The sequence below is a fragment of the Bacteroides sp. M10 genome, assembly GCF_014334015.1.
GTDB classification, from domain to species: Bacteria; Bacteroidota; Bacteroidia; order Bacteroidales; family Bacteroidaceae; genus Bacteroides; species Bacteroides intestinigallinarum.
In genome coordinates this window covers 6,646,046-6,668,157 of the sequence record NZ_CP060488.1, presented here as the reverse complement: position 1 = coordinate 6,668,157, position 22,112 = coordinate 6,646,046, and the positions used below count along the sequence as shown (strand labels likewise).

At 43.2% G+C, this 22,112-nt stretch carries 16 protein-coding genes; 11 read left to right on the top strand and 5 right to left on the bottom strand.

Annotated features, from left to right (window positions below; all coding sequences use genetic code 11):
• Positions 1 to 25 precede the first annotated feature (25 nt).
• From H8796_RS24915 to cbiB, 6 genes are read left to right on the top strand one after another with little or no spacing between them, the layout of a single operon-like run.
• Positions 26 to 1,210, top strand: a complete 1,185-nt coding sequence (locus H8796_RS24915; protein WP_008024863.1) for a bifunctional cobalt-precorrin-7 (C(5))-methyltransferase/cobalt-precorrin-6B (C(15))-methyltransferase — start codon at positions 26 to 28, stop codon at positions 1,208 to 1,210.
• Entirely contained in the window at positions 1,207 to 2,529 is a 1,323-nt protein-coding gene (locus H8796_RS24910; RefSeq protein WP_008024862.1) for a cobyrinate a,c-diamide synthase, read from the top strand. Before H8796_RS24915 ends, H8796_RS24910 begins: the two co-directional genes overlap by 4 nt.
• On the top strand, positions 2,529 to 3,119 hold the full coding sequence (locus H8796_RS24905) for a cob(I)yrinic acid a,c-diamide adenosyltransferase (protein ID WP_187344009.1): 591 nt from the start codon (positions 2,529 to 2,531) through the stop codon (positions 3,117 to 3,119). The genes H8796_RS24910 and H8796_RS24905 overlap by 1 nt, the downstream gene beginning before the upstream one ends.
• Positions 3,120 to 3,123: 4 nt before the next feature.
• On the top strand, positions 3,124 to 4,614 hold the full coding sequence (locus H8796_RS24900; protein WP_032812047.1) for a cobyric acid synthase: 1,491 nt from the start codon (positions 3,124 to 3,126) through the stop codon (positions 4,612 to 4,614).
• Positions 4,607 to 5,629, top strand: a complete 1,023-nt coding sequence (locus tag H8796_RS24895; protein WP_008024855.1) for a threonine-phosphate decarboxylase — start codon at positions 4,607 to 4,609, stop codon at positions 5,627 to 5,629. Before H8796_RS24900 ends, H8796_RS24895 begins: the two co-directional genes overlap by 8 nt.
• Positions 5,630 to 5,644: 15 nt before the next feature.
• Entirely contained in the window at positions 5,645 to 6,592 is a 948-nt protein-coding gene (gene cbiB / locus H8796_RS24890; protein WP_008024853.1) for an adenosylcobinamide-phosphate synthase CbiB, read from the top strand.
• Here the strand turns inward: cbiB and cobC are convergent.
• From cobC to cobU, 4 genes are read right to left on the bottom strand one after another with little or no spacing between them, the layout of a single operon-like run.
• Entirely contained in the window at positions 6,572 to 7,105 is a 534-nt protein-coding gene (gene cobC, locus H8796_RS24885) for an alpha-ribazole phosphatase (RefSeq protein WP_008024852.1), read from the bottom strand. The two genes, cbiB and cobC, sit on opposite strands and share 21 nt — an antisense overlap.
• Before the next feature lie 8 nt (positions 7,106 to 7,113).
• A complete protein-coding gene (locus H8796_RS24880; protein WP_008024850.1) occupies positions 7,114 to 7,860 on the bottom strand; it encodes an adenosylcobinamide-GDP ribazoletransferase in 747 nt (248 codons plus the stop codon).
• Between the two features lies 1 nt (position 7,861).
• Positions 7,862 to 8,899 carry a nicotinate-nucleotide--dimethylbenzimidazole phosphoribosyltransferase gene (gene cobT, locus H8796_RS24875; protein WP_008024849.1) on the bottom strand — a complete coding sequence of 346 codons (1,038 nt, stop codon included), beginning with the start codon at positions 8,897 to 8,899 and terminating at the stop codon, positions 7,862 to 7,864.
• Between the two features lie 2 nt (positions 8,900 to 8,901).
• Positions 8,902 to 9,411, bottom strand: a complete 510-nt coding sequence (gene cobU / locus H8796_RS24870; protein WP_008024847.1) for a bifunctional adenosylcobinamide kinase/adenosylcobinamide-phosphate guanylyltransferase — start codon at positions 9,409 to 9,411, stop codon at positions 8,902 to 8,904.
• Between the two features lie 136 nt (positions 9,412 to 9,547).
• On the opposite strand from cobU, the gene H8796_RS24865 reads away from it, so the two are divergent.
• Positions 9,548 to 12,304 carry an outer membrane beta-barrel protein gene (locus tag H8796_RS24865; RefSeq protein ID WP_117971416.1) on the top strand — a complete coding sequence of 919 codons (2,757 nt, stop codon included), beginning with the start codon at positions 9,548 to 9,550 and terminating at the stop codon, positions 12,302 to 12,304.
• Positions 12,305 to 12,356: 52 nt separating this feature from the next.
• Entirely contained in the window at positions 12,357 to 12,989 is a 633-nt protein-coding gene (locus tag H8796_RS24860) for an AAA family ATPase (RefSeq protein WP_004299434.1), read from the top strand.
• A gap of 90 nt (positions 12,990 to 13,079) precedes the next feature.
• On the opposite strand, the gene H8796_RS24855 is transcribed toward H8796_RS24860, so the two are convergent.
• Positions 13,080 to 14,744, bottom strand: a complete 1,665-nt coding sequence (locus tag H8796_RS24855; RefSeq protein ID WP_004321876.1) for a putative transporter — start codon at positions 14,742 to 14,744, stop codon at positions 13,080 to 13,082.
• A 279-nt stretch (positions 14,745 to 15,023) separates the two neighbouring features.
• On the opposite strand from H8796_RS24855, the gene mutA reads away from it, so the two are divergent.
• The 3 genes from mutA to H8796_RS24840 all read left to right on the top strand — a co-directional run bounded on the left by mutA (position 15,024) and on the right by H8796_RS24840 (position 21,540).
• Entirely contained in the window at positions 15,024 to 16,925 is a 1,902-nt protein-coding gene (gene mutA, locus H8796_RS24850) for a methylmalonyl-CoA mutase small subunit (protein ID WP_117934163.1), read from the top strand.
• 1 nt (position 16,926) lies between these two features.
• Positions 16,927 to 19,074, top strand: coding sequence for a methylmalonyl-CoA mutase (scpA, locus tag H8796_RS24845; RefSeq protein WP_004326164.1), 2,148 nt, complete (start codon positions 16,927 to 16,929; stop codon positions 19,072 to 19,074).
• A gap of 291 nt (positions 19,075 to 19,365) precedes the next feature.
• Entirely contained in the window at positions 19,366 to 21,540 is a 2,175-nt protein-coding gene (locus H8796_RS24840; protein ID WP_004326163.1) for a DNA topoisomerase 3, read from the top strand.
• Positions 21,541 to 22,112 lie beyond the last annotated feature (572 nt).

Genomic DNA, 22,112 nt, shown 5'->3' with positions numbered 1-22,112 from the left:
GAGTATAGACATTTTATATGACAGAATGCAGGAATTTCATATCATAGGAATAACAGATAGTCGCGAACTCTCTTTCAGTAAGGAGGTTCAGGCTTTGATTGCCCGTTCTCATGTCTTTTCGGGTGGAAAGAGACATCATGAAATTGTGGCGGCCATGTTACCGGAATCATCGGTTTGGATAGATATAACTGTGCCTCTTGACGCTGTGTTCGAGTGTTATGCCGGTTATCAGGAAATAGTAGTTTTTGCTTCCGGTGATCCTTTGTTTTTTGGTTTTGCCAATACGGTGATGCGTAAACTGCCCGAGGCTGTTGTCAAAGTCTATCCGTCTTTTAGTTCCTTGCAGCTTTTAGCGCACAAAGCCTTGTTACCTTATCATGATATGCGGACGATTTCTCTGACTGGCAGACCGTGGAAAGCCTTGGATGAGGCTCTTATTTCCGGAGAGACATTGATTGGTTCGCTCACTGACAGAGAAAAAACACCTGCATCCATAGCTGCCCGGATGCAAGCGTACGGATATGCCAACTACCGGATGATTGTGGGTGAGCAGTTGGGGAATGAAGAGGAAACAGTGGCAGAATATAGTGTGGAGGAAGCGATGGAAAGGCATTTCAGGATGCCGAATTGTGTGATTTTAAAGCGTATTACCGTTCGTGAACGGTCGTTCGGAATTCCGGAAGAGCAGTTTGAATTGTTGGACGGGCGGGCGAATATGATAACCAAAATGCCTGTTCGTCTGCTGTCATTGAGTCTGCTCGATTTGAGAAACAGATCGGTGATGTGGGACGTGGGTTTTTGTACTGGTTCTGTTTCCATTGAGGCGAAGTTGCAATTTCCTCATCTCGATATTGTTGCTTTTGAGAAAAGAGAGGCGGGGCGGCAATTGATGGAAACGAATAGTCATCGGTTTGGCTGTCCGGGAATAACGACGGTGATTGGAGATTTTTTGGATATACCGTTAGAGAAATTTCCCATGCCTGATGCTGTCTTTATTGGAGGTCATGGTGGCAAGTTGGGAGAAATGATAAAGAAAATAGCTCCTTTATTGCTTGTTGGTGGGACGCTGGTGTTTAATTCTGTATCCGAAGACAGTAGGAATCAATTTGAGAAAGCAATAGACGATAATGGATTGAAACTTGAACAAGTGATCCGACTGACAGTAGACGAGCATAATCCCATTGATACACTGAAAGCTATAAAACGATGAAACAGACCAGTCATTTTTTAATTGGAGCCGCTTCTTCGGGAGGTGGAAAAACAACCTTTACAACAGGGTTGTTAAGACTGTTTCGTGATAGAGGACTGAATGTGCAGCCTTATAAATGTGGTCCTGATTATATTGATACGAAGTATCATGAGATGGCAGCAGGTAATGCTTCCGTCAATCTCGATCTCTGGCTCTCTTCTCAAAAACATGTAAAGGAGACGTATGCAAAATACGCGGCTGCAATGGATGTATGTGTGACCGAGGGAGTGATGGGACTTTTCGACGGCTTCGAAGGAATGGAGGGAAGCAGTGCGGCTATTGCCGCCTTATTGAATATCCCTGTTGTTCTTGTAATCAATGCCAAATCAACGTCTTATACAGTAGCTCCGATTCTATATGGCTTTAAATATTTCAATCCGTCGGTGCGACTTGCCGGTGTGGTATTCAATCAGGTAGCTTCCGAACGCCATTACTCTTTTTTACAGAAAGCCTGTGAAGATGTAGGTGTAGAATGTTTCGGCTTTCTTCCTCGATTGAAAGAACTGGAAGTACCCTCCCGTCATTTGGGATTGACGTTGGATGCTTCCTATCAGTTTGATAAATTCGCTTCTGTGGTGGCGCAGGCGATTGAAGAGCATGTGGCGGTTGACCGGATTCTTGAAGTATGTAGTGTACCATTGGTTGATTATAATGCACATACCTCGATTCCATCGACAGAAATCTCCAAAGACATTCTTTTAGAAAGAAAATGGAAGATAGCAGTAGCGCAGGATGCAGCATTTAATTTCATGTACCGGGAGAACTTGGCTCGTCTGAAAGAATTAGGGACAGTTACCTTTTTCAGTCCCATGAGCGATGAACATCTGCCCGATTGTGATTTAGTTTATTTGCCGGGTGGTTATCCCGAATTTTTCCTGAAAGAGCTGGAAAGTAACATAGCCGTCAAGCAACAATTAAAAATGTATGTGGAAAGCGGAGGTCGTTTGCTTGCCGAATGTGGTGGGATGATGTATCTTTGTGACAGTATCCGGGGAATGGATGGAAAACAATATGCCATGGTCGGATTACTGCATCAGAGGGCTACTATGGAAAATATGAAATTAAGGCTTGGTTATCGAACCCTCCGGATAGGAGAGCAGGTATGGAAAGGACATGAGTTTCATTACTCTTCCATTGAAAAAGAACTTCCATCCATTGCGGAGGTGACAGATGCAAAAGGAAATCCTGTTTCCACTCCGCTTTATCGATATAAGAATCTGATTGCAGGCTATACACACCTCTATTGGGGTGAAATGAACTTAATGAAACTTTGGGAATGATGAGAAGAATATATACCCGTACGGGTGACAATGGAACTACCGGAATCTTTGGTGGTGAGCGTGTCGAAAAAGATGATATCAGGATTGAGGCTAACGGTACGATTGACGAACTGAATACGGTGATAGGAATAGTCCGCTCACTTCTTCCTGAACAGGATGAATGGCACGAATGGCTGTATGAAATACAGATGGAACTGATGTCATGCATGAGTCATGTGGCTACTCCATTCGTTAAAAGGGGCGAAAACCCGAATACCTTGCGTACGGATCTGACCGGTCTTCTGGAAAAAAGAATGGATACAATGAATACCGCTATGGAAGATAATGGCTATTTTATACTACCGGGTGGTACACAAATTTCTGCACAATTGCATCATGCGCGTGTTATAGCAAGGCGTGCCGAACGGAGGCTTTGCACATTACATCGGCAGGACCCGGTGCCGCAATCTCTGCTTGAATTCATCAACCGATTATCCGACTTGTTCTTTGTCATGGCACGCTATGAAATGTATCGGCAGCACTGGACTGAAGAGAAATGGAAAGCTTTCGGTTATAAGCGCAAAGCTTCAACCCCTGACCAAAGTAAATAGAAAGATGGAGAAGAAAAAACTAAATTCCTTTATGCTTGCCGGAACAGGTAGCGATGTCGGGAAAAGTATTCTGGCTGCGGCATTCTGTCGCATATTGAAGCAGGACGGATATCATCCTGCACCGTTCAAGGCCCAGAATATGGCTTTGAATTCGTATGCCACTCCCGAGGGATTGGAGATCGGCAGGGCGCAAGCCGTTCAGGCGGAAGCTGCCGGTGTTCCCTGTCATACGGATATGAATCCGTTGTTGTTGAAGCCAAGTTCCGAACATACTTCGCAGGTTGTGTTATTGGGGAAACCAATCGGTGACCGGAATGCGTATGAGTATTTCCGCAAGGAGGGAAGGGAAGAATTACGAAAAGTAGTCAATGAGTCGTATAATCGCCTCGCTACCAGATATAATCCGATAGTGATGGAGGGGGCCGGCAGTATCTCGGAAATTAATCTGCGGGACGTCGACCTGGTCAATATGCCTATGGCAAAACACGCTGGGGCAGATGTTTTTCTGGTAGCGGACATTGATCGTGGTGGTGTATTTGCCAGTGTGTATGGTTCTATTCTGTTGCAGACTCCGGAAGAACGTTCATTGATTAAGGGTATTATTATCAATAAGTTTAGAGGGGATATCCGCCTGTTTGAGTCCGGAATAAAGATGATCGAAGACCTCTGCAAGGTTCCTGTGCTTGGAGTAGTGCCCTACTATAAGGGAATTTATATAGAAGAAGAGGACTCTGTGATGCTTGAGTCTAAAAACCGGGAGGCTATAGCCGGAAAAATCAATATAGCTGTGATCTTGCTGCGTCATCTGTCTAACTTTACCGATTTTAATGTGTTGGAACGGGATGAACGGGTGCATTTGTATTATACCAATAATGTGAATGAAATAGCGAAAGCAGATATTGTATTGTTGCCCGGAAGCAAGAATACGCTGGATGATCTTTATGAATTGCGCTGTAACGGAGTAGTACAAGCTATTCTGAAAGCTCATCGGGAAGGGGCGACCATCATGGGCATCTGTGGCGGTTATCAGATGATGGGGCTGGAAGTACGCGATCCTGACGGAGTAGAGGGAAGTTTTAAATTACTTCCCGGCTTGGGGTTACTTCCTGTCATCACTACCATGCAGGGAGATAAAGTGACCCGGCAGGTGAATTTCACTTTTGATGAGTCGGATACGGTTTGTAAGGGATATGAGATACACATGGGCAGAAGCGTACCTGCCGGAGGATTCTCCCCTTCTCCTTTAAATAAACTGGAGGATGGAAGAGAGGATGGTTACCGGAATGGCCGGAAGTGTATGGGAACATATATTCATGGCATACTTGACAACCAGTCATTTATAGATTTCCTGCTCAAGCCTTATGCCGACAAACTGGAACAGCAGACCTTTGACTATGCAACATTCAAGGAAGAACAATATGATAAGTTGGCGGAACATGTGAGAAAACACATCAATATGCCGTTACTTTATAAAATATTAGAAAGAAATGATTGAGGGACACGGAGACGATCTTTATAAATACGGAAAGAAAATAGTTAGCAATTTCAGTTCGAATGTGTATAACCGGATCGATCATTCGGGACTTTACCAACGACTGAATGAGCGGCTCTCTACCATTTGCAGTTATCCCGAGCCGATGCCTTATTCTTTGGAAAGTGAAATAGCCCGGAGGTATTCGCTCACTCCCCGCCAAGTTTGTGTGACTAATGGAGCGACGGAAGCTATTTACTTGATAGCACAAGTCTTTCAAGGACGTATTTCAGCTGTGTTGGGACCAACCTTTAGCGAGTATGCGGACGCATGCCGGGTACATCGGCACAAAGTGAAGCCTTTTTATTCGTTGGACGCTTTACCGGAAGATGCGGAATTGGTGTGGATCTGCAATCCGAATAACCCGACAGGTGAAGTGCGAAATAAGGAAGACCTGAAAGCATTGGTCGATTCTCATCCTGATAAATTGTTTATATTCGATCAGTCTTACGAGTATTTCACATTAAAGTCACTTCTTGGGATTAAAGAAGCCGCTTCCTTTCCAAATGTGATCCTGCTCCATTCAATGACCAAGCAATACGCGATTCCGGGACTGCGGGTAGGTTATTTTACTGCCTCCGAGGGATTGACCGATGATGTTCGTTGCCGTCGGATGCCTTGGTCTGTGAATAGCCTGGCTATTGAAGCCGCAAAATATCTTCTGGAAGAGGGAGACGGCATTTCAGCGGATATTCCGCAACTTCTGGCAGAACGTGAGCGACTGACAAACCTCCTGCTTGCCACGGGGATGTTAGAAATATGGCCAACTGATACGCACTATATGTTGATAAAACTACGTATGGGGAAAGCGGCGGCCCTTAAGGATTTTCTAGCCGTGAATCATGGAATACTCATTCGGGATGCATCCAACTTTGAGGGATTGGACGAGCGTTTCTTTCGGATTGCTACGCAAACTCCCGAAGAAAATGATAAGCTGGTGAAAGCAATCAGTGAATGGATGGAGCAGATAATGAGTTAAGATATATTTTTGTTTATGATGAGTTACTTTATCGTTATAGGAGTAGTGCTGCGTGTTTTATTGCCGGCCTGGTTGATGGATCGTCTATTCGGTGATCCGGTGTCTTTGCCTCATCCTGTCATCTGGTTCGGCAAGATGATTGCTTTCGGGGAAAAGAGACTGAATAAAGGATCTTATAAGTTATGGAAAGGAGGAATCATGTCTGTTCTGTTGATCCTGTTCGTTTATTCGGTCACCATAGGAATCGAATATGCCCTTTCTTTTTTAGGAACTCCTGCGGTGATCGGTTTTGATATAATCTGCATTTTCTTTTGTCTGGCCGGAACTACATTGATTAAAGAGGTCAGAATGGTATTTGAGGCGGTTGATCGTTCTTTGGAAGAGGGACGTATTCAGGTTGCCCGTATTGTAGGGCGTGATACCTCCGAACTTTCTGCACAGGAAGTCAGGACTGCTGCTCTTGAAACTTTGGCGGAAAATTTGAGTGACGGAGTGATTGCTCCTCTTTTCTGGTATTTGTTGTTGGGCGTTCCGGGAATGATGGCCTACAAAATGGTGAATACGCTTGATTCCATGATTGGTTATCATAGTGATCGTTATCTCCTTTTTGGGCGTGTGGCAGCTCGTGTTGATGATGTCGCTAATTATATTCCTGCCCGTCTTACTGCTTTTCTGATGGTCTTGGCAAGTGGTCGGCTGAAACTCCTGTCATTTGTGAAGAGATATGGCAGGGAACATGCAAGTCCCAATTCCGGCTATCCGGAAGCCGCTCTTGCAGGTATCCTGAATTGTCGTTTCGGCGGTCCTCATCACTATTTTGGTCAACTCTTTACAAAGCCTTATATCGGAGTGAATGAACGTTTGCTGGACACATCCGATATGCGGATGGGAGTTGCTGTCAACCGTCGTGCAGAAGAGATGATGATTGTCCTGACTGTTTGTTTACGGGCGCTCTTGATATAGAAAAATTCCTCCATAGGCAGGTACTGCCTGAAATGCTTCTTCCGGTTGAATCAACTTTGCATAAATCTGTGCGCAAATCAATACGCCGCCATGAGCAAATACTACTATATTTTCAGCCTCCTTTTGTCTGACTTCGTCTAAAAACGCGGCTACCCGTTTATACTGATCGGCAAACGATTCTCCATTGGTTGCTTTTACATTCAAGTAATCGTCGTACCAGCACTGTAGATTCGGGTCTTTGATTTTATCAAAATACTGCATTTCCCAATCTCCGAAATTAAGTTCCAGTATTCTTGGGTCACGGATGGCATCTCCGAATCCGCAATATTGTGCCAGACGGGTGCATCTGGATAGAGGACTGGTGTAAGCCATATCAAAGTGAATGGATTCGATTTTAGCTTTGGTTACGGCTGCTTCTATCTCAAATGTAGGACGTAAAGGAACGTCTGACTGACCGTAACAAAGACCTTTAGGAACGTCGACAGAGGTATGTCTGATTAGATAAATATTCATAGGATTACTTATTTTATATAGATAGACATCACTGCTCCCAGCCAGAAACTTATTTCGCTTAAGAGAAATAATGCACCACAACAATCTCCGGTATATCCGTTCAAACGTCGTTTCATCATCCGGCAGATAAAGGAGAATACCAGAATAGGAAATATACACACGGGCCAGTAGCTTGGAGGAAGTAATAGGAGAGGCAGTATTCCCCCCATCGCAGACATAACGATCTCCCCCAAATTCATTCTTGTATATACTGTTCCGGATTTGCTATCTTCTTCTTTCCGTGCGTAGGGCAGGTAATTGATGATATTGGAAGAAATGAATTTGCTCCAGGTATCTCCGCTTAGTAATAAGAAAGGAGTAACTGTTAAGGGAAGTGCGACCAGTAGATTGTAAGCAAGCAGATAATAGATGATTAATCCCAAAACTCCGTAGCTTCCGATATGGGAATCTTTCATGATGCGTAACGTGCTTTCCCTGTTCGTTCCACCTCCGAATCCATCGAAGAAATCGGCCAATCCATCCTCATGCAATGCTCCTGTGATAAGTAAACGTGAAGTCAGTGCCAGGATTACGGCTACTCCGTGAGGTAAAATAGTACTGGCTCCCCAGAAAATCAATGCCATCATTCCCCCGGTCAGCCAGCCACTGAAACTCCAATAACTGACAACGTGTTTGAAACACTCCTGCGGAACTTCTTTTATTTTCCAGAAAGGCAATCGTGTAAAGAATATGAGGGCGGCAAGTATCTGGTTCATCTTAGAAATATTTAGTGATAGAAGCATGAGCAAATGAATCCATCTCATTCAGCATTTTTACAGCAGAATCTACAATGGGATAGGCACAAACGGAACCGCTTCCTTCTCCAAGTCTTAGTCCGAGATTGAGTAGGGGACGTGCTCCGAGATAGTCCAATAATAGCTTATGTCCGCTCTCGTCTCCCTGATGACCGAATATGGCATAGCTCATCACTTCCGGATAAAGGCGTGAAGCGGCAAGAATACAATTGGTCATAATAAATCCATCAATTAGAATAACCATTCCCAGTTCGGCAGCTTTGAGCATTGCTCCTACGGCCATTACCATTTCGTAACCTCCGAAACGGCAGAGGATTTCTTCTGTGGAATGCTCTCCCGGATATTGTTCGAGAGATCTTTTCAGAACTTCGTATTTGTGATTTATTCCCTGATGATTGAGTCCGCTTCCTGCACCTACACATTGATCTAATGGGATTCCGGTGAAGCAAGTCATCCATAAGGAAGAGGGCGAAGTATTTCCGATTCCCATTTCACCGAAGCTAATGATATTGCAGCCTTCCTGGTGAGAAGTGTCCACACATTGGGCACCATGCTCCAGGCAGAGTTCCATCTCTTCAGGTGTCATGGCTGCTTCATGAAGGAAATTGCGTGTTCCTCTTCCGACTTTCATGTTAATGATGCCTTTTTCATAAGGCAAATCATAATCGACTCCTGCGTCTACAATTTTAAGAGTGAAACCGTGCTGTCGGCACAGGAAGTTAATCCCTGCTCCTCCATGAAGAAAGTTGCTGATTTGTTGCCAGGTTACTTCTTTAGGAGATGGGCTGACTTTTTCTTCTACGATGCCATGATCTGCGGCAAAGATTATATTTTGAGGATGAGTTAATCGTGGAGAAAGGGATTGTTGGATCAGTCCGATTTGCAAAGCGATTTCTTCCAGTCTTCCAAGCGATCCTTTAGGCTTGGTCAGATTATTGATTTTGTCAATCAGAGCTTCTTTGATAGCTTCATCCGGCTTTTGAATATGAAACGTTTTCATGTTTATTTTATTTTTACGGGAATACCACTTGCCATGAGATATACATCGTCGGCATGCGATGCGATGTATTGATTGGTCCAACCTTGCAAGTCTGTGAATTTACGTTGCAGTTTGTTCTCGGAAACTCCCCCCCAACCAATCTCATTAGTTACAAATATGAAAGTGGCGTCCTGCTGGGTAAATTTGTCGAATTCTTTTTTGACGGCTTCCAATGAGGAGGCAACATTAGAATCAAACTCCATAAAGAAGTTAGTGCACCAAAGAGTTACACAATCTATCACTACGACTCTGCCCGCTACATTGTGACGGCTCAATTCTTTTTCTTCTTCTATATTTGTCCATTCAGGACCGCGGTTCTTTTGATGGCGTTCCACCCTTTTTCTGAATTCTTCGTCCCATATCCTGGCAGTGGCCAAGTAAACCGGTGACGTAGTAAGTTCATGCGCTTTTTTTTCCGCGAACGAACTTTTACCGGATCGTTGTCCTCCTGTGATTAATATAATCCTTTTCATTAAGTTGCTGATTGAATAATGGATGGACAAAGGTATAAAAAATAACTCTGGGATTAAACGTTTTACGTAAAAGTTATTAACTTTGTCCCGATTTGTTTTAGATCAACATAAATATCAGACTTAACTACTATTAGATATGAACGCTTGTAAGTTAGTGGGATTGCTTTTGCTGCTACTTTGGGGACATACTGCTCTGTATGCTCAACAAGTGAGAACTGTGCGAGGAAGAGTGCAGACAATGGAAGCCGGCAGTAATGAGAAGCGGGCATTACCATCTGCCAGCATTGTTATTTTGGCGAAAAGCGATTCTGCCTTTATCAAGGGAATAACAAGTGATAAGAATGGGCGTTTCATTCTTAATTATCAACCGCAGAAGAAAAAGAAATACCTGTTGAAGGTCTCTTTTATGGGAATGCAATCTGTATACCGGGCACTGGAAGACTCTGTATCGGTGAATATCGGTACAGTGGTATTGAAAGATGATGATATTCAGATTAGTGAAGTGACGATAACGGGAAAATTGCAGGAAGTAGTGATGGAGGGAGATACTACGGTTATCAATGCTGCCGCTTTTAAAACTCGTGAAGGAGCTTATCTGGAAGATTTAGTGAAGCGTGTTCCCGGATTGGTATATAATAAGAAAGATAATTCGTTGACATACAACGGACAGCCCATCAGTGAAATCAATGTAAATGGCGAAGCTTTTTTCTCCGGAGATAAAAAGACGGCACTCGAAAATCTTCCGGCAGACCTGATTAGTAAGTTGAAAGTATATGATAAGAAATCGAAAGAAGAGGAGTTCACCGGAATTAGTTCAGGAGAAAAGAAATATGTACTTGACTTGCAGACTAAGGATGAATTGAATAAAACCTGGCTGACAAATGCAACGGTAGGATACGGGAATAACCAGAAGAAGGATTTTGAGGGGCAAGTGAATTATTTTAGTAAAGACGGAGATAATCTTTCTTTTATCGCACAGTCTACCAACAGATACCAGAATAGTACGTACAAGGATAATATCAACAATTCGGTAGGAATGAATATGACTCATAAATTCGGTAAGAAATTCTCCCTGACCGGAAGTGTGAACTATAATTTGAACCGGAACGGAAATCTTTCTTCCATTTATCAGGAACAGTATTTGCCGGCAGGTAATCAATACTCTGCGTCTACTAACGAAAGTAATTCTAAGGGGCGGTCGATTAGTTCTAACTTCATGGGAAGCTGGGAAGTAGATAAACGTACACGTATACATTTTACCGGTAATTTAGGAATCTCTCCTAATAGGAATGAAAACAGTAGCCAGAATGCATCCTTTGATGCTCCTCCCGGCATAAGTCATGAGAGCTTGTTTGATGACTTTGAATCTATTCCCCGGGATATAAAAGTGAACCGTAGTGAGAACCGGTCGCGTTCGGAAAATCAGTCGAACCGTTATAGCTGGATGATGGGTATTATGAGACGTCTGAATGAAAAAGGTACAACGCTGGCATTGAATATCCAGAACTCGGATTCGTGGGGAGATAATGAAAGTTTTTCGCTTTCCAAAACTACTTATTTCCGTCTCGAAGATAAATTGGGTAATGATTCGGTGCTTTATCGTAACCAGTATTTGAAGTCGCCTCAAAAAAATAATTCATGGAGAGTCGGGATTACCTTTGCCCAGCCTATTGGCAAGAAGATGCATTTTCGGGTAGCATATAACTGGGATACTAGCTATGAGCGTGATAATCGTGATACGTATGAATTATCTTCTCTGACGAAGTCGGAAGTCTTTGGTGAGCTACCTCCCGACTATGAAGCAGGATATGTGGATAGTTTGAGTAATCGGAGTCATAGTCGTACGAATGGACATAACCTGGATGTGGGGCTTAATTACTCTGATGATACCTGGATGTTTAATGCCTCATTGGGGATGACTCCGCAAAAACGTGCCATTGAACGGAAAATGGGAAAGCTCTATGCAGACACTACCGTGCATACTATCGACTTTCAGCCTATGATATGGGTGAATTGGAAAAAGAAGGAGGCGCGGATCACTTTCAATTATAGCGGTAGAACCCGGCAACCCTCTTTATCTGATTTAATGCCGCTGACGGATAACAGTAATCCGTTGTATATCACCCGGGGAAATCCGGATTTGAAACAGATGTTTTCTCATAGTGTCCGTGTGGGCTTTCAACATTCAAAAAAAGGTATATCTGCGAATATCGGTGGGCAGATGGAACAGAACAGTGTGACGCAGGTAGTGCTATATGATGCAAAAACCGGTGGACGTGAGACATCTCCTATTAATATTAACGGAAACTGGAATGTATATGGAAGTGCCAACTGGTGGAAGCGTCTGGGACATTTTTCCTTGCGGTTGGATATGAACGGTAATCATAGCAATCGTGTCAGTATGATTAATGAAGACAAGAGCCTCGAACCGAAGAAAAGTACGACACGTGATACCGGATTGGGGTGTGACGCGAATGTATCTTATCAGCCCACCTGGGGAGGTATTGATTTCTCTACTTCCTGGAATTATCAGTATTCGCTTAATTCTATCAATGATAACGATACCTATACGCGTAATTATAGTTTTCGTCTTGAGGGGTACGTTGATCTTCCTTTTGGCTTGCAATTACGGACTGACGGGGCTTATTCTTTCCGTAATGGTACGAATATCCGTAAAGGCGAAGATGACCAGATGTTGTGGAATGCAAGTGCCAGCTGGCGGTTCTTGAAAAAGAAAGAAGCGGAACTGTCTGCTTATTGGGCGGATATTCTCGGGAAGAGGAAAAGTTTCGGCCGTACGACTTCTTCTGATGGTTTTTATGAGTTCCGTAACCAGGAAATAAAAGGATATTTCATAGTCACTTTCAAATATAACTTTCGTTTGATGATGTGATTTTTAGAAAAAAGTCGTATGTTTGCTACAGAACCATAAAACAAAATGTACTATGAGCGGTAATTATGTTATCAATATCGGCCGTCAGTTAGGTAGCGGCGGAAAAGAAATAGGAGAGAAGTTGGCAGCCCGTTTGGGAATCAACTTCTACGACAAGGAACTGATTAATCTGGCTTCGGAGGAAAGTGGATTGTGTAAGGAGTTTTTTGAAAAGGCTGATGAAAAAGCCTCGCAGGGTATTATTGGCGGACTGTTCGGTATGCGTTTCCCTTTTATCAGTGAGGGAGCTATGCCATGTAACAACTGCTTGAGCAATGATGCCTTGTTCAAAGTACAGAGTGATGTGATCCGTCATCTGGCAGCAGAAAGATCTTGTGTCTTTGTAGGACGTTGCGCAGATTATATTCTGAGAGAGCATCCTCGTTGCGCTAATGTTTTTATTTCAGCCTCTAAAGAAGATCGCATAGCGCGGTTGTGTGGCATGCATCATATTGATGCGGAAGCTGCAGAAGAAATGATCGAAAAAGCGGATAAGAGACGTTCGGAATACTATAATTATTATAGCTATAAAACGTGGGGAGCAGCAGCTACTTATCATTTGTGCATCGATTCTTCTTCTTTGGGAATTGAAGAGACAGTGCGGTTCATTGAAGAATTTGTAGTAAAGAAACTGCAGCTTGTATGACAGGATAGAAAAGCAGATTGAAAAAATAAATAAAGCCGGCGTATTCCATTTGGATATAGCCGGCTTTATTGTTTATATGCTAAACTTGATTTACATCATTGCTAATAATATCATCTGTCCCGTCAGAATACGGAGGAACATTGATAACGGATAAACTGTAGAGTATCCCACTGCCGGAGCATCTCCGGAGGTTGTTTGATTGGCATAAGCCAATGCCGGTGGGTCGGTATTACTACCGGCTATCAATCCCATCAGGGTGAAGTAGTTTACCTTATAATATAATCTTGCGATGGTGCCGATGATAAGTAGCGGGATAACGGTGATAAGGAAACCAGAACCTACGTATAGTAATCCGTCTCCCTCGACTACCGTTTGCACGAAATTGGCACCGGCATCTATACCGACACTGGCAAGGAAGAGAACGATACCGATTTCACGAAGCATCAGGTTGGCACTCATGGTTGTATAAGTCACTAAATGCAGCTTATGACCGAAACGTCCGATAAGAATAGCCACTACCAGCGGTCCGCCTGCCAAACCTAATTTTAAAGGAGTCGGCATACCCGGGAATGCAATCGGAAGACTACCCAGAAGGATACCTAAGAAGATACCAACGAAGATCGTAACAATGTTCGGTGTATCCAAGCGTTTCAACTGATTACCCAGTACACCGGCAACACGTTCTACTGCATCTTGCTGTCCTACCACCATAACGCGGTCACCTACCTGAAGTATCAGATTCGGATCGGCAAACAGGTCCATACCGGAACGGTTGATACGAGTGACATTGACCCCATACATACTACGGAAGTGCATAGAACCTAATGTTTTACCATTGATTTCCGGTTTGGTAACCAGAATACGACGGGAAACCATTGGGAGGTCTTGTTTTTCCCAGTCGAGCTCCACTTCTTTTCCGATAAATACTACAATTGCAGGAGCGTCTTCTTCCGAGCAGACGATAAATAACTGGTCGCCTATATTAAACACTGTTTCATGGTCGGGAATACTTACATGACCATCATGGCGAATTCGGGAGCAAACGAACTTACGGCCCAGGAAATTCTTGATTTCAATCAGCGTTTTTCCACTAATTGATTCATTGCGAACTTCCAGGCTCATCATGTGAGGTTTGTGGTGTGAATCTCCACTTTGGATTTTCAGGCTTTCTTCTTCTTTCGCCATATTGACACGGAAGATGTAACGGATGGCAATGATAGAACCAATGATACCTACCACACCGAGGGGATAAGCACATGCATAACCGAGAGCAATCTGCGGACCGGTATAATGCAACTGATTCAGAGCCTCATTGGCAGCACCAAGTCCCGGAGTATTTGTCACTGCTCCGTAAAGGATACCTACCATCATCGGCAGTTCTACCCGGCCGTTCCAGAGGTAATAAAGCCCCAGTGCGACAGCAATATTTAACACTACGATGCCTACAGCCAACAGGTTCAATGTCATTCCTCCTTTTTTGAAAGAAGAGAAGAAAGATGGCCCCACCTGAAGACCGATACAGAATACGAACAAGATCAATCCGAATTCACGGATGAAATGTAGGATGTGTGTATCGGCTGTGAAGCCGAAATGTCCCATTAGGATGCCGGCAAACAAAACAAATGTGACGCCCAAAGATACTCCGAATATCTTTATCTTGCCCAAATACACTCCGGCTGCCACTACAAATGCGTAGAGAAGCACGATGTGAGCTACGGAGCTGGGGTCCCACAATAAACTTTGTAACCAATCCATAATATAGCAGTTTTTATAATGTTTTTCTAAAAACGGGTGCAAAATTACTCATAACATTGGAGCAAATCAAATAAATGGAGAACTAAAAAAAATAAAGAATGAAGAATTTCTATACAGATTGTATGCACTTGACGAATCGGGGCGTCCTGTGCGAATTTTCCCTAAAAAAGAGATTCGTTTTAACTTATTGGTTATATTTGCAGGTCGAACGACTGACATTTAGAAAGAGATAGATAAAAATAAAGACAATATTAATCTTGTTTTAATTTTAAATAAACTATGGCAGACAAAAAAGAAAAACTCTTCTCAGACTTTTCTCCTGCCTCCACCGAACAATGGATGGAGAAGGTTACAGCCGATTTAAAAGGTGCTGATTTTGAGAAGAAGCTCGTTTGGAAAACAAACGAAGGGTTTAAAGTGAAACCTTTTTATCGGATGGAAGATCTGGAGGATTTAAAAACTACTGATGCACTTCCTGGAGAGTTCCCTTATTTAAGAGGAACTAAAAAAGACAACAATGCATGGTTGGTTCGTCAGGAAATTAGAGTAGAATGTCCGAAAGAAGCCAATGCGAAAGCACTGGATATCCTAAATAAGGGTGTTGACTCACTTTCTTTCCATGTGAAAGCAAAAGAACTTAATGCGGAATATATTGAAACACTGTTAAGTGATATTCAGGCAGAGTGTGTTGAACTGAATTTCTCAACTTGTCAGGGGCATGTGGTTGAGTTGGCTAATCTGCTGGTAGCTTATTTCCAGAAGAAAGATTATGATGTGAAGAAACTGAAAGGTTCTATCAACTATGATTTCTTCAACAAGATGCTGACTCGTGGCAAGGAGAAAGGTGATATGGTACAAACAGCCAAATCTTTGATTGAAGCAATTCAGCCGCTTCCTTTCTATCGTGTGCTGAATGTAAACGCTTTATCATTGAATAATGCAGGCGCTTATATTTCTCAGGAACTGGGTTATGCTCTGGCTTGGGGAAATGAATATATGGGTCAATTGACTGATGCCGGTATTCCTGCTGCCATAGTAGCCAAGAAAATCAAATTTAATTTTGGTATCAGTTCCAATTATTTCCTTGAAATAGCGAAATTCCGTGCGGCACGTTTGCTTTGGGCAAATATTGTAGCTTCTTACAATCCCGAATGTGTGCGTGATTGCGAGAATAAAGGTTCTAACGGAGAATGTCGTTGCGCAGCAAAAATGGCGGTTCATGCCGAAACTTCTACTTTCAATCTTACTTTGTTTGATGCACATGTAAATCTGCTTCGTACACAGACTGAAGCCATGAGTGCTGCATTAGGAGGCGTAGACTCTATGACGGTAACTCCGTTTGATAAGACTTATGAGACTCCGGACGAGTTCTCAGAACGTCTGGCTCGTAACCAACAACTGTTGCTGAAAGAAGAATCTCATTTTGATAAAGTGATTGACCCTGCTGCCGGTTCTTATTATATTGAGAATCTGACTGTGGCTATTGCAAAACAGGCTTGGGAGCTCTTCCTTGCTGTAGAAGAAGCAGGTGGCTTCTATGCGGCATTGAAAGCAGGAACTGTTCAGGCTGCTGTGAATGAGAGCAACAAAGCTCGTCATAAAGCAGTTGCACAGCGTCGTGAAGTGCTGTTGGGTACCAACCAATTCCCGAACTTCAATGAGAAGGCTGGCAATAAGCAACCTGTTGAAGGTAAGTGTTGTTGCGGAGGTGACTCTCACACTTGCGAAAAAGAGGTGGATACTCTGGTGTTCGATCGTGCTGCCAGTCAGTTTGAAGCATTGCGTCTCGAAACAGAAGCATCAGGCAAACGTCCGAAAGCGTTCATGTTAACCATTGGTAATCTGGCCATGCGTCAGGCACGTGCTCAATATTCTTGTAACTTCCTGGCTTGTGCTGGTTATGAAGTCGTTGATAATCTGGGATTTGAGACAGTAGAAGCAGGAGTAGAGGCGGCTATGGCTGCAAAAGCTGATATTGTTGTTATTTGTTCCAGCGATGATGAATATGCTGAATATGCAATTCCTGCTTTCAAAGCACTGAATGGTCGTGCTATGTTTATCGTTGCCGGTGCTCCGGCTTGTATGGACGACCTGAAAGCTGCAGGTATCGAAAACTTCATCCATGTTCGTGTCAATGTATTGGATACCTTGAAAGAGTTTAACGCTAAACTATTGAAGTAAGATGAGAAAAGATTTTAAAAACATCGATATATATGCCGCATTTCAGCCGACTAATGGTGCTGAATGGCAAAAGGCTAACGGTATCTCCGCTGACTGGAAAACACCGGAACACATTGAAGTGAAGCCTGTTTATACAAAAGAAGACCTCGAAGGAATGGAACACCTTGGCTATGCTGCCGGACTTCCTCCTTATCTGCGCGGTCCGTATTCAGTAATGTACACTCTTCGTCCCTGGACTATCCGCCAGTATGCCGGATTCTCTACCGCCGAAGAATCAAATGCATTCTATCGCCGTAATTTGGCTGCCGGTCAGAAAGGTTTGTCAGTGGCATTCGACTTAGCTACTCACCGCGGTTATGACCCCGATCACGAACGTGTAGTGGGTGACGTAGGTAAAGCCGGTGTATCTATCTGTTCATTGGAAAATATGAAAGTGCTGTTCGATGGTATCCCATTGAACAAGATGTCTGTGTCTATGACAATGAATGGAGCTGTACTTCCGATTATGGCATTCTATATCAATGCCGGTCTGGAGCAAGGTGCTAAACTCGAAGAAATGGCCGGTACTATCCAGAATGATATTCTGAAAGAATTCATGGTGCGTAATACTTATATTTATCCGCCTGCATTCTCTATGAAGATTATTTCTGATATTTTCGAATACACTTCGCAGAAGATGCCTAAGTTCAACTCTATTTCTATCTCCGGTTATCACATGCAGGAAGCAGGTGCAACCGCGGATATCGAGTTAGCTTATACATTGGCTGATGGTTTGGAATATCTTCGTGCAGGAACGGCAGCAGGCATTGATATTGATGCATTTGCACCGCGCCTGTCTTTCTTCTGGGCGATTGGAACCAATCATTTTATGGAAATAGCCAAGATGCGTGCTGCACGTATGTTGTGGGCAAAGATTGTGAAACAATTCAATCCGAAGAACCCGAAATCACTGGCATTGCGTACCCACTCACAGACTTCCGGTTGGTCACTGACCGAACAGGATCCGTTCAACAATGTGGGACGTACTTGTATCGAAGCGATGGCTGCGGCTCTGGGACATACTCAGTCTTTGCATACCAATGCATTGGATGAGGCTATTGCTCTTCCGACAGACTTCTCCGCACGTATTGCCCGTAACACTCAGATTTATATCCAGGAGGAAACGAACATCTGTAAGAACGTTGACCCATGGGGTGGTTCTTACTATGTAGAAACCTTAACCAACGAGTTGATTCACAAAGCTTGGGATTTGATTCAGGAAGTAGAAAAACTGGGTGGTATGGCGAAAGCTATCGAAACTGGTATTCCAAAGATGCGTATCGAAGAAGCTGCTGCACGTACACAGGCTCGTATTGACAGTGGTCAGCAGACAATTGTCGGTGTGAACAAGTATCGTCTGGAAAAAGAAGCTCCGATTGATATTCTTGAAATTGATAATACAGCCGTTCGTCTTGAACAGATTGAAAACCTGAAACGTTTGAAAGATGGACGTAACCAGGCTGAAGTGGACAAAGCATTGGCAGCAATTACCGAATGTGTGAAGACTGGCAAGGGTAACTTGTTGGAATTGGCTGTGGAAGCAGCTCGTGTTCGCGCAACATTGGGTGAGATTTCTTATGCTTGCGAACAGATAGTAGGACGTTATAAAGCAATAATTAGAACGATATCAGGCGTGTATTCATCAGAAAGTAAAAACGATAGCGACTTCAAACGTGCTTGTGAACTGGCCGAGAAGTTCGCGAAGAAAGAGGGACGTCAACCTCGTATCATGGTTGCAAAGATGGGACAGGACGGTCACGACCGTGGTGCTAAAGTCGTAGCAACCGGTTATGCTGATTGTGGTTTCGACGTGGATATGGGACCGTTGTTCCAGACTCCGGCGGAAGCTGCTCGCGAGGCTGTTGAAAACGACGTTCATGTAGTAGGTGTTTCTTCACTGGCTGCCGGACATAAGACATTGGTTCCGCAAATTATTGAAGAACTGAAGAAACTGGGTCGCGAAGACATTGTAGTGATTGCCGGTGGTGTTATTCCTGCACAAGATTACGATTTCTTGTATAAGGCAGGTGTAGCTGCTATCTTCGGTCCGGGTACTCCGGTAGCGAGAGCTGCTTGTCAGATTTTGGAAATTCTAATGGATGAAGAATAATCTCTGAAATTCTTTTGAATCATATTGTATTCCCACCTTTTAGACCGGTTTAGGTTTAAAAGGTGGGATGTTTTTTTGTTTATATTCCTTTTCTTCTCCTAATTTTGTCATTTGTCCAGCTTTCAATAGAAGATTTCATAGTAGATGAATATATGAATAGATGCGGTTTATTTCATTCAGTGGAACTTCTCCGATCTATGCCTTTATGGACTTTTTTCTCTCTTCATGCGGTCAATGAGAAATAATCGTGTAACTTTGTAAGCTGTTAGTGTAAAAACAAGAAGAGAAAAAATGATAGTTTGCATAGCCGAAAAGCCATCAGTAGCACGCGATATAGCCGAAGTACTCGGCGCTCATACCAGAAAAGAAGGATATATAGAAGGAAACGGATACCAGGTGACCTGGACATTCGGGCATCTTTGTACCCTGAAAGAGCCGCATGAATACACGCCTAACTGGAAATCGTGGAATTTAGGTAGCCTGCCAATGATTCCTCCACGTTTCGGCATCAAGCTGATAGAGAATCCTACATACGAAAAACAATTCCACATTATCGAGGGACTGATGCAGAACGCAGATGAAATCATCAACTGCGGTGATGCCGGGCAAGAAGGAGAATTGATTCAGCGTTGGGTGATGCAGAAAGCAGGTGCACGCTGTCCGGTGAAACGTCTGTGGATTTCTTCATTAACAGAAGAAGCTATTCGGGAAGGGTTTGCGAAGCTGAAAGATCAGACAGATTTTCAGTCGCTCTATGAAGCCGGACTTTCCCGTGCGATGGGTGACTGGTTATTAGGAATGAACGCCACCCGTCTTTACACCATTAAATACGGTCAAAATAAACAGGTGCTCTCTATCGGCCGTGTACAGACACCGACTTTAGCACTGATTGTCAACCGTCAGTTGGAAATAGCCAATTTCGAACCCAAACAATACTGGGAACTGAAAACCAACTATCGGGATACCACTTTTTCCGCACTTATCCGCAAAAGTGATGAAGAAATAGCTGCGGAAGAAGAAAAGAACGGTGGAAAAAAGAAAATAGATAATCCGGGTATCGACCCTATTGCTAACCGGGAAGAAGGCGAGGCATTGGTAGAACGCATAAAAGATCTTCCGTTTGTAGTCACCAGTGTTGGCAAGAAAGATGGGAGAGAGTTCGCCCCACGTTTGTTCGACTTGACTTCTCTTCAGGTAGAATGTAATAAGAAATTCGCTTATTCGGCTGATGAAACGCTGAAACTAATCCAGTCTCTTTATGAGAAGAAGGTAGCTACCTATCCGCGTGTCGATACCACTTTCTTGAGTGACGATATTTACCCGAAATGTCCCGCTATCCTGAAAGGACTCCGTGATTACGAAGTCTTGACAGCTCCGTTAGCCGGCACTACACTTCCTAAATCGAAAAAGGTATTTGACAACTCGAAAGTGACGGATCACCACGCCATTATCCCCACCGGAGTCTATGCTCAAAACCTGACGGATATGGAACGTCGTGTCTATGACTTGATAGCTCGTCGTTTTATAGCCGTGTTCTATCCGGACTGTAAGATTTCTACTACTACCGTTATGGGCGAAGTGGATAAGATAGAATTCCGGGTAACCGGAAAACAAATCCTGGAACCGGGATGGCGTGTCGTGTTTGCAAAGGACGTAAAAGATCCTACTGAAGAAAAAGAGGAAGAGGATGAAAATGTACTCCCTACCTTTGTAAAAGGTGAAAGTGGTCCTCACATTCCCGATTTGAACGAAAAATGGACACAGCCGCCCAGACCTTATACTGAAGCGACCTTGCTTCGTGCAATGGAAACAGCCGGAAAACTGGTGGATAATGACGAACTTCGCGATGCCTTAAAAGAGAATGGTATCGGTCGGCCGTCTACCCGTGCTGCCATTATTGAGACATTATTCAAGCGGAATTATATTCGTAAAGAAAGAAAGAACCTGATTGCCACCCCAACAGGAGTGGAGTTGGTGCAGCTCATTCACGAAGAATTATTGAAATCGGCGGAACTGACAGGTATTTGGGAAAAGAAGCTTCGCGAAATTGAAAAGAAGACATACGATGCCCGCCAGTTTCTCGAAGAACTGAAACAGATGGTTTCGGAAATAGTGATGAGTGTACTTTCTGATAATACAAACCGACGCATTACTATTCAGGATGCAGTAGCTGCAAAAGCTGAAGAGAAAGAAAAGAAAGAAACTAAAAAGCGCGAACGTAAACCGAGTGTACCGAAAGAGAAAAAGCCGAAAGCAGAAAAAGCGGTAAGTGAAGTGAGTTCTAATTCGGCACCTTCTCCGGCTCCGGTTACTACTCCTGCTTCAATTCCTTCTGCTACAGGTGATGTAGATACGTTTGTAGGTCAGCCATGTCCGCTTTGTGGTAAGGGAATTATTATTAAAGGAAAAACCGCTTACGGATGTTCGGAATGGAGAAATGGATGTACTTTCCGGAAAAATTTCTAATAGAAAAGGGATAAGATAATTGGAAGTAAAAAGTCCGTCATATCACAAAGAGAGTGAGAGATGGAGGTTCTGCAATTAGCAGGTTAGATTTAATCTGTATGATATGAATGCGGCCTCTTTATTATGCTGTATTGAAATAAATTAAGTGTGTTTGCATTCCAGGCAAATTTCCTATCTTACTATTGCTTTTTACTGATTTATTCTGTATCTTTAGTGGTTTTCATCCTTTCAGAGATAGATGGTCACCTTATAGAATGATTAATATCACCTTATAAAGTGACGTTCGTCATTCTATAAGGTGACTATTGTCCCGTTGTAAGGTGACAACTACTCGAGTGCATAAAAGATTCTAGTTTTCTGCATAGAAAATCTTAAATCTATGCACTGAATAATCTTAAATACAATAAAGATTATGGAGATATTACTTTATGGAAGTAGAATGTCTTACTCCATTTTTATACGAATTTTACTTCGTTCCATAGCTGTTATCTTGCGATTAATGTCTTCTTGTACTGGTGATTTTCATTTTATATGCTGCCGCACGATGACAAGGTAAAGTACACTGCTGAAAA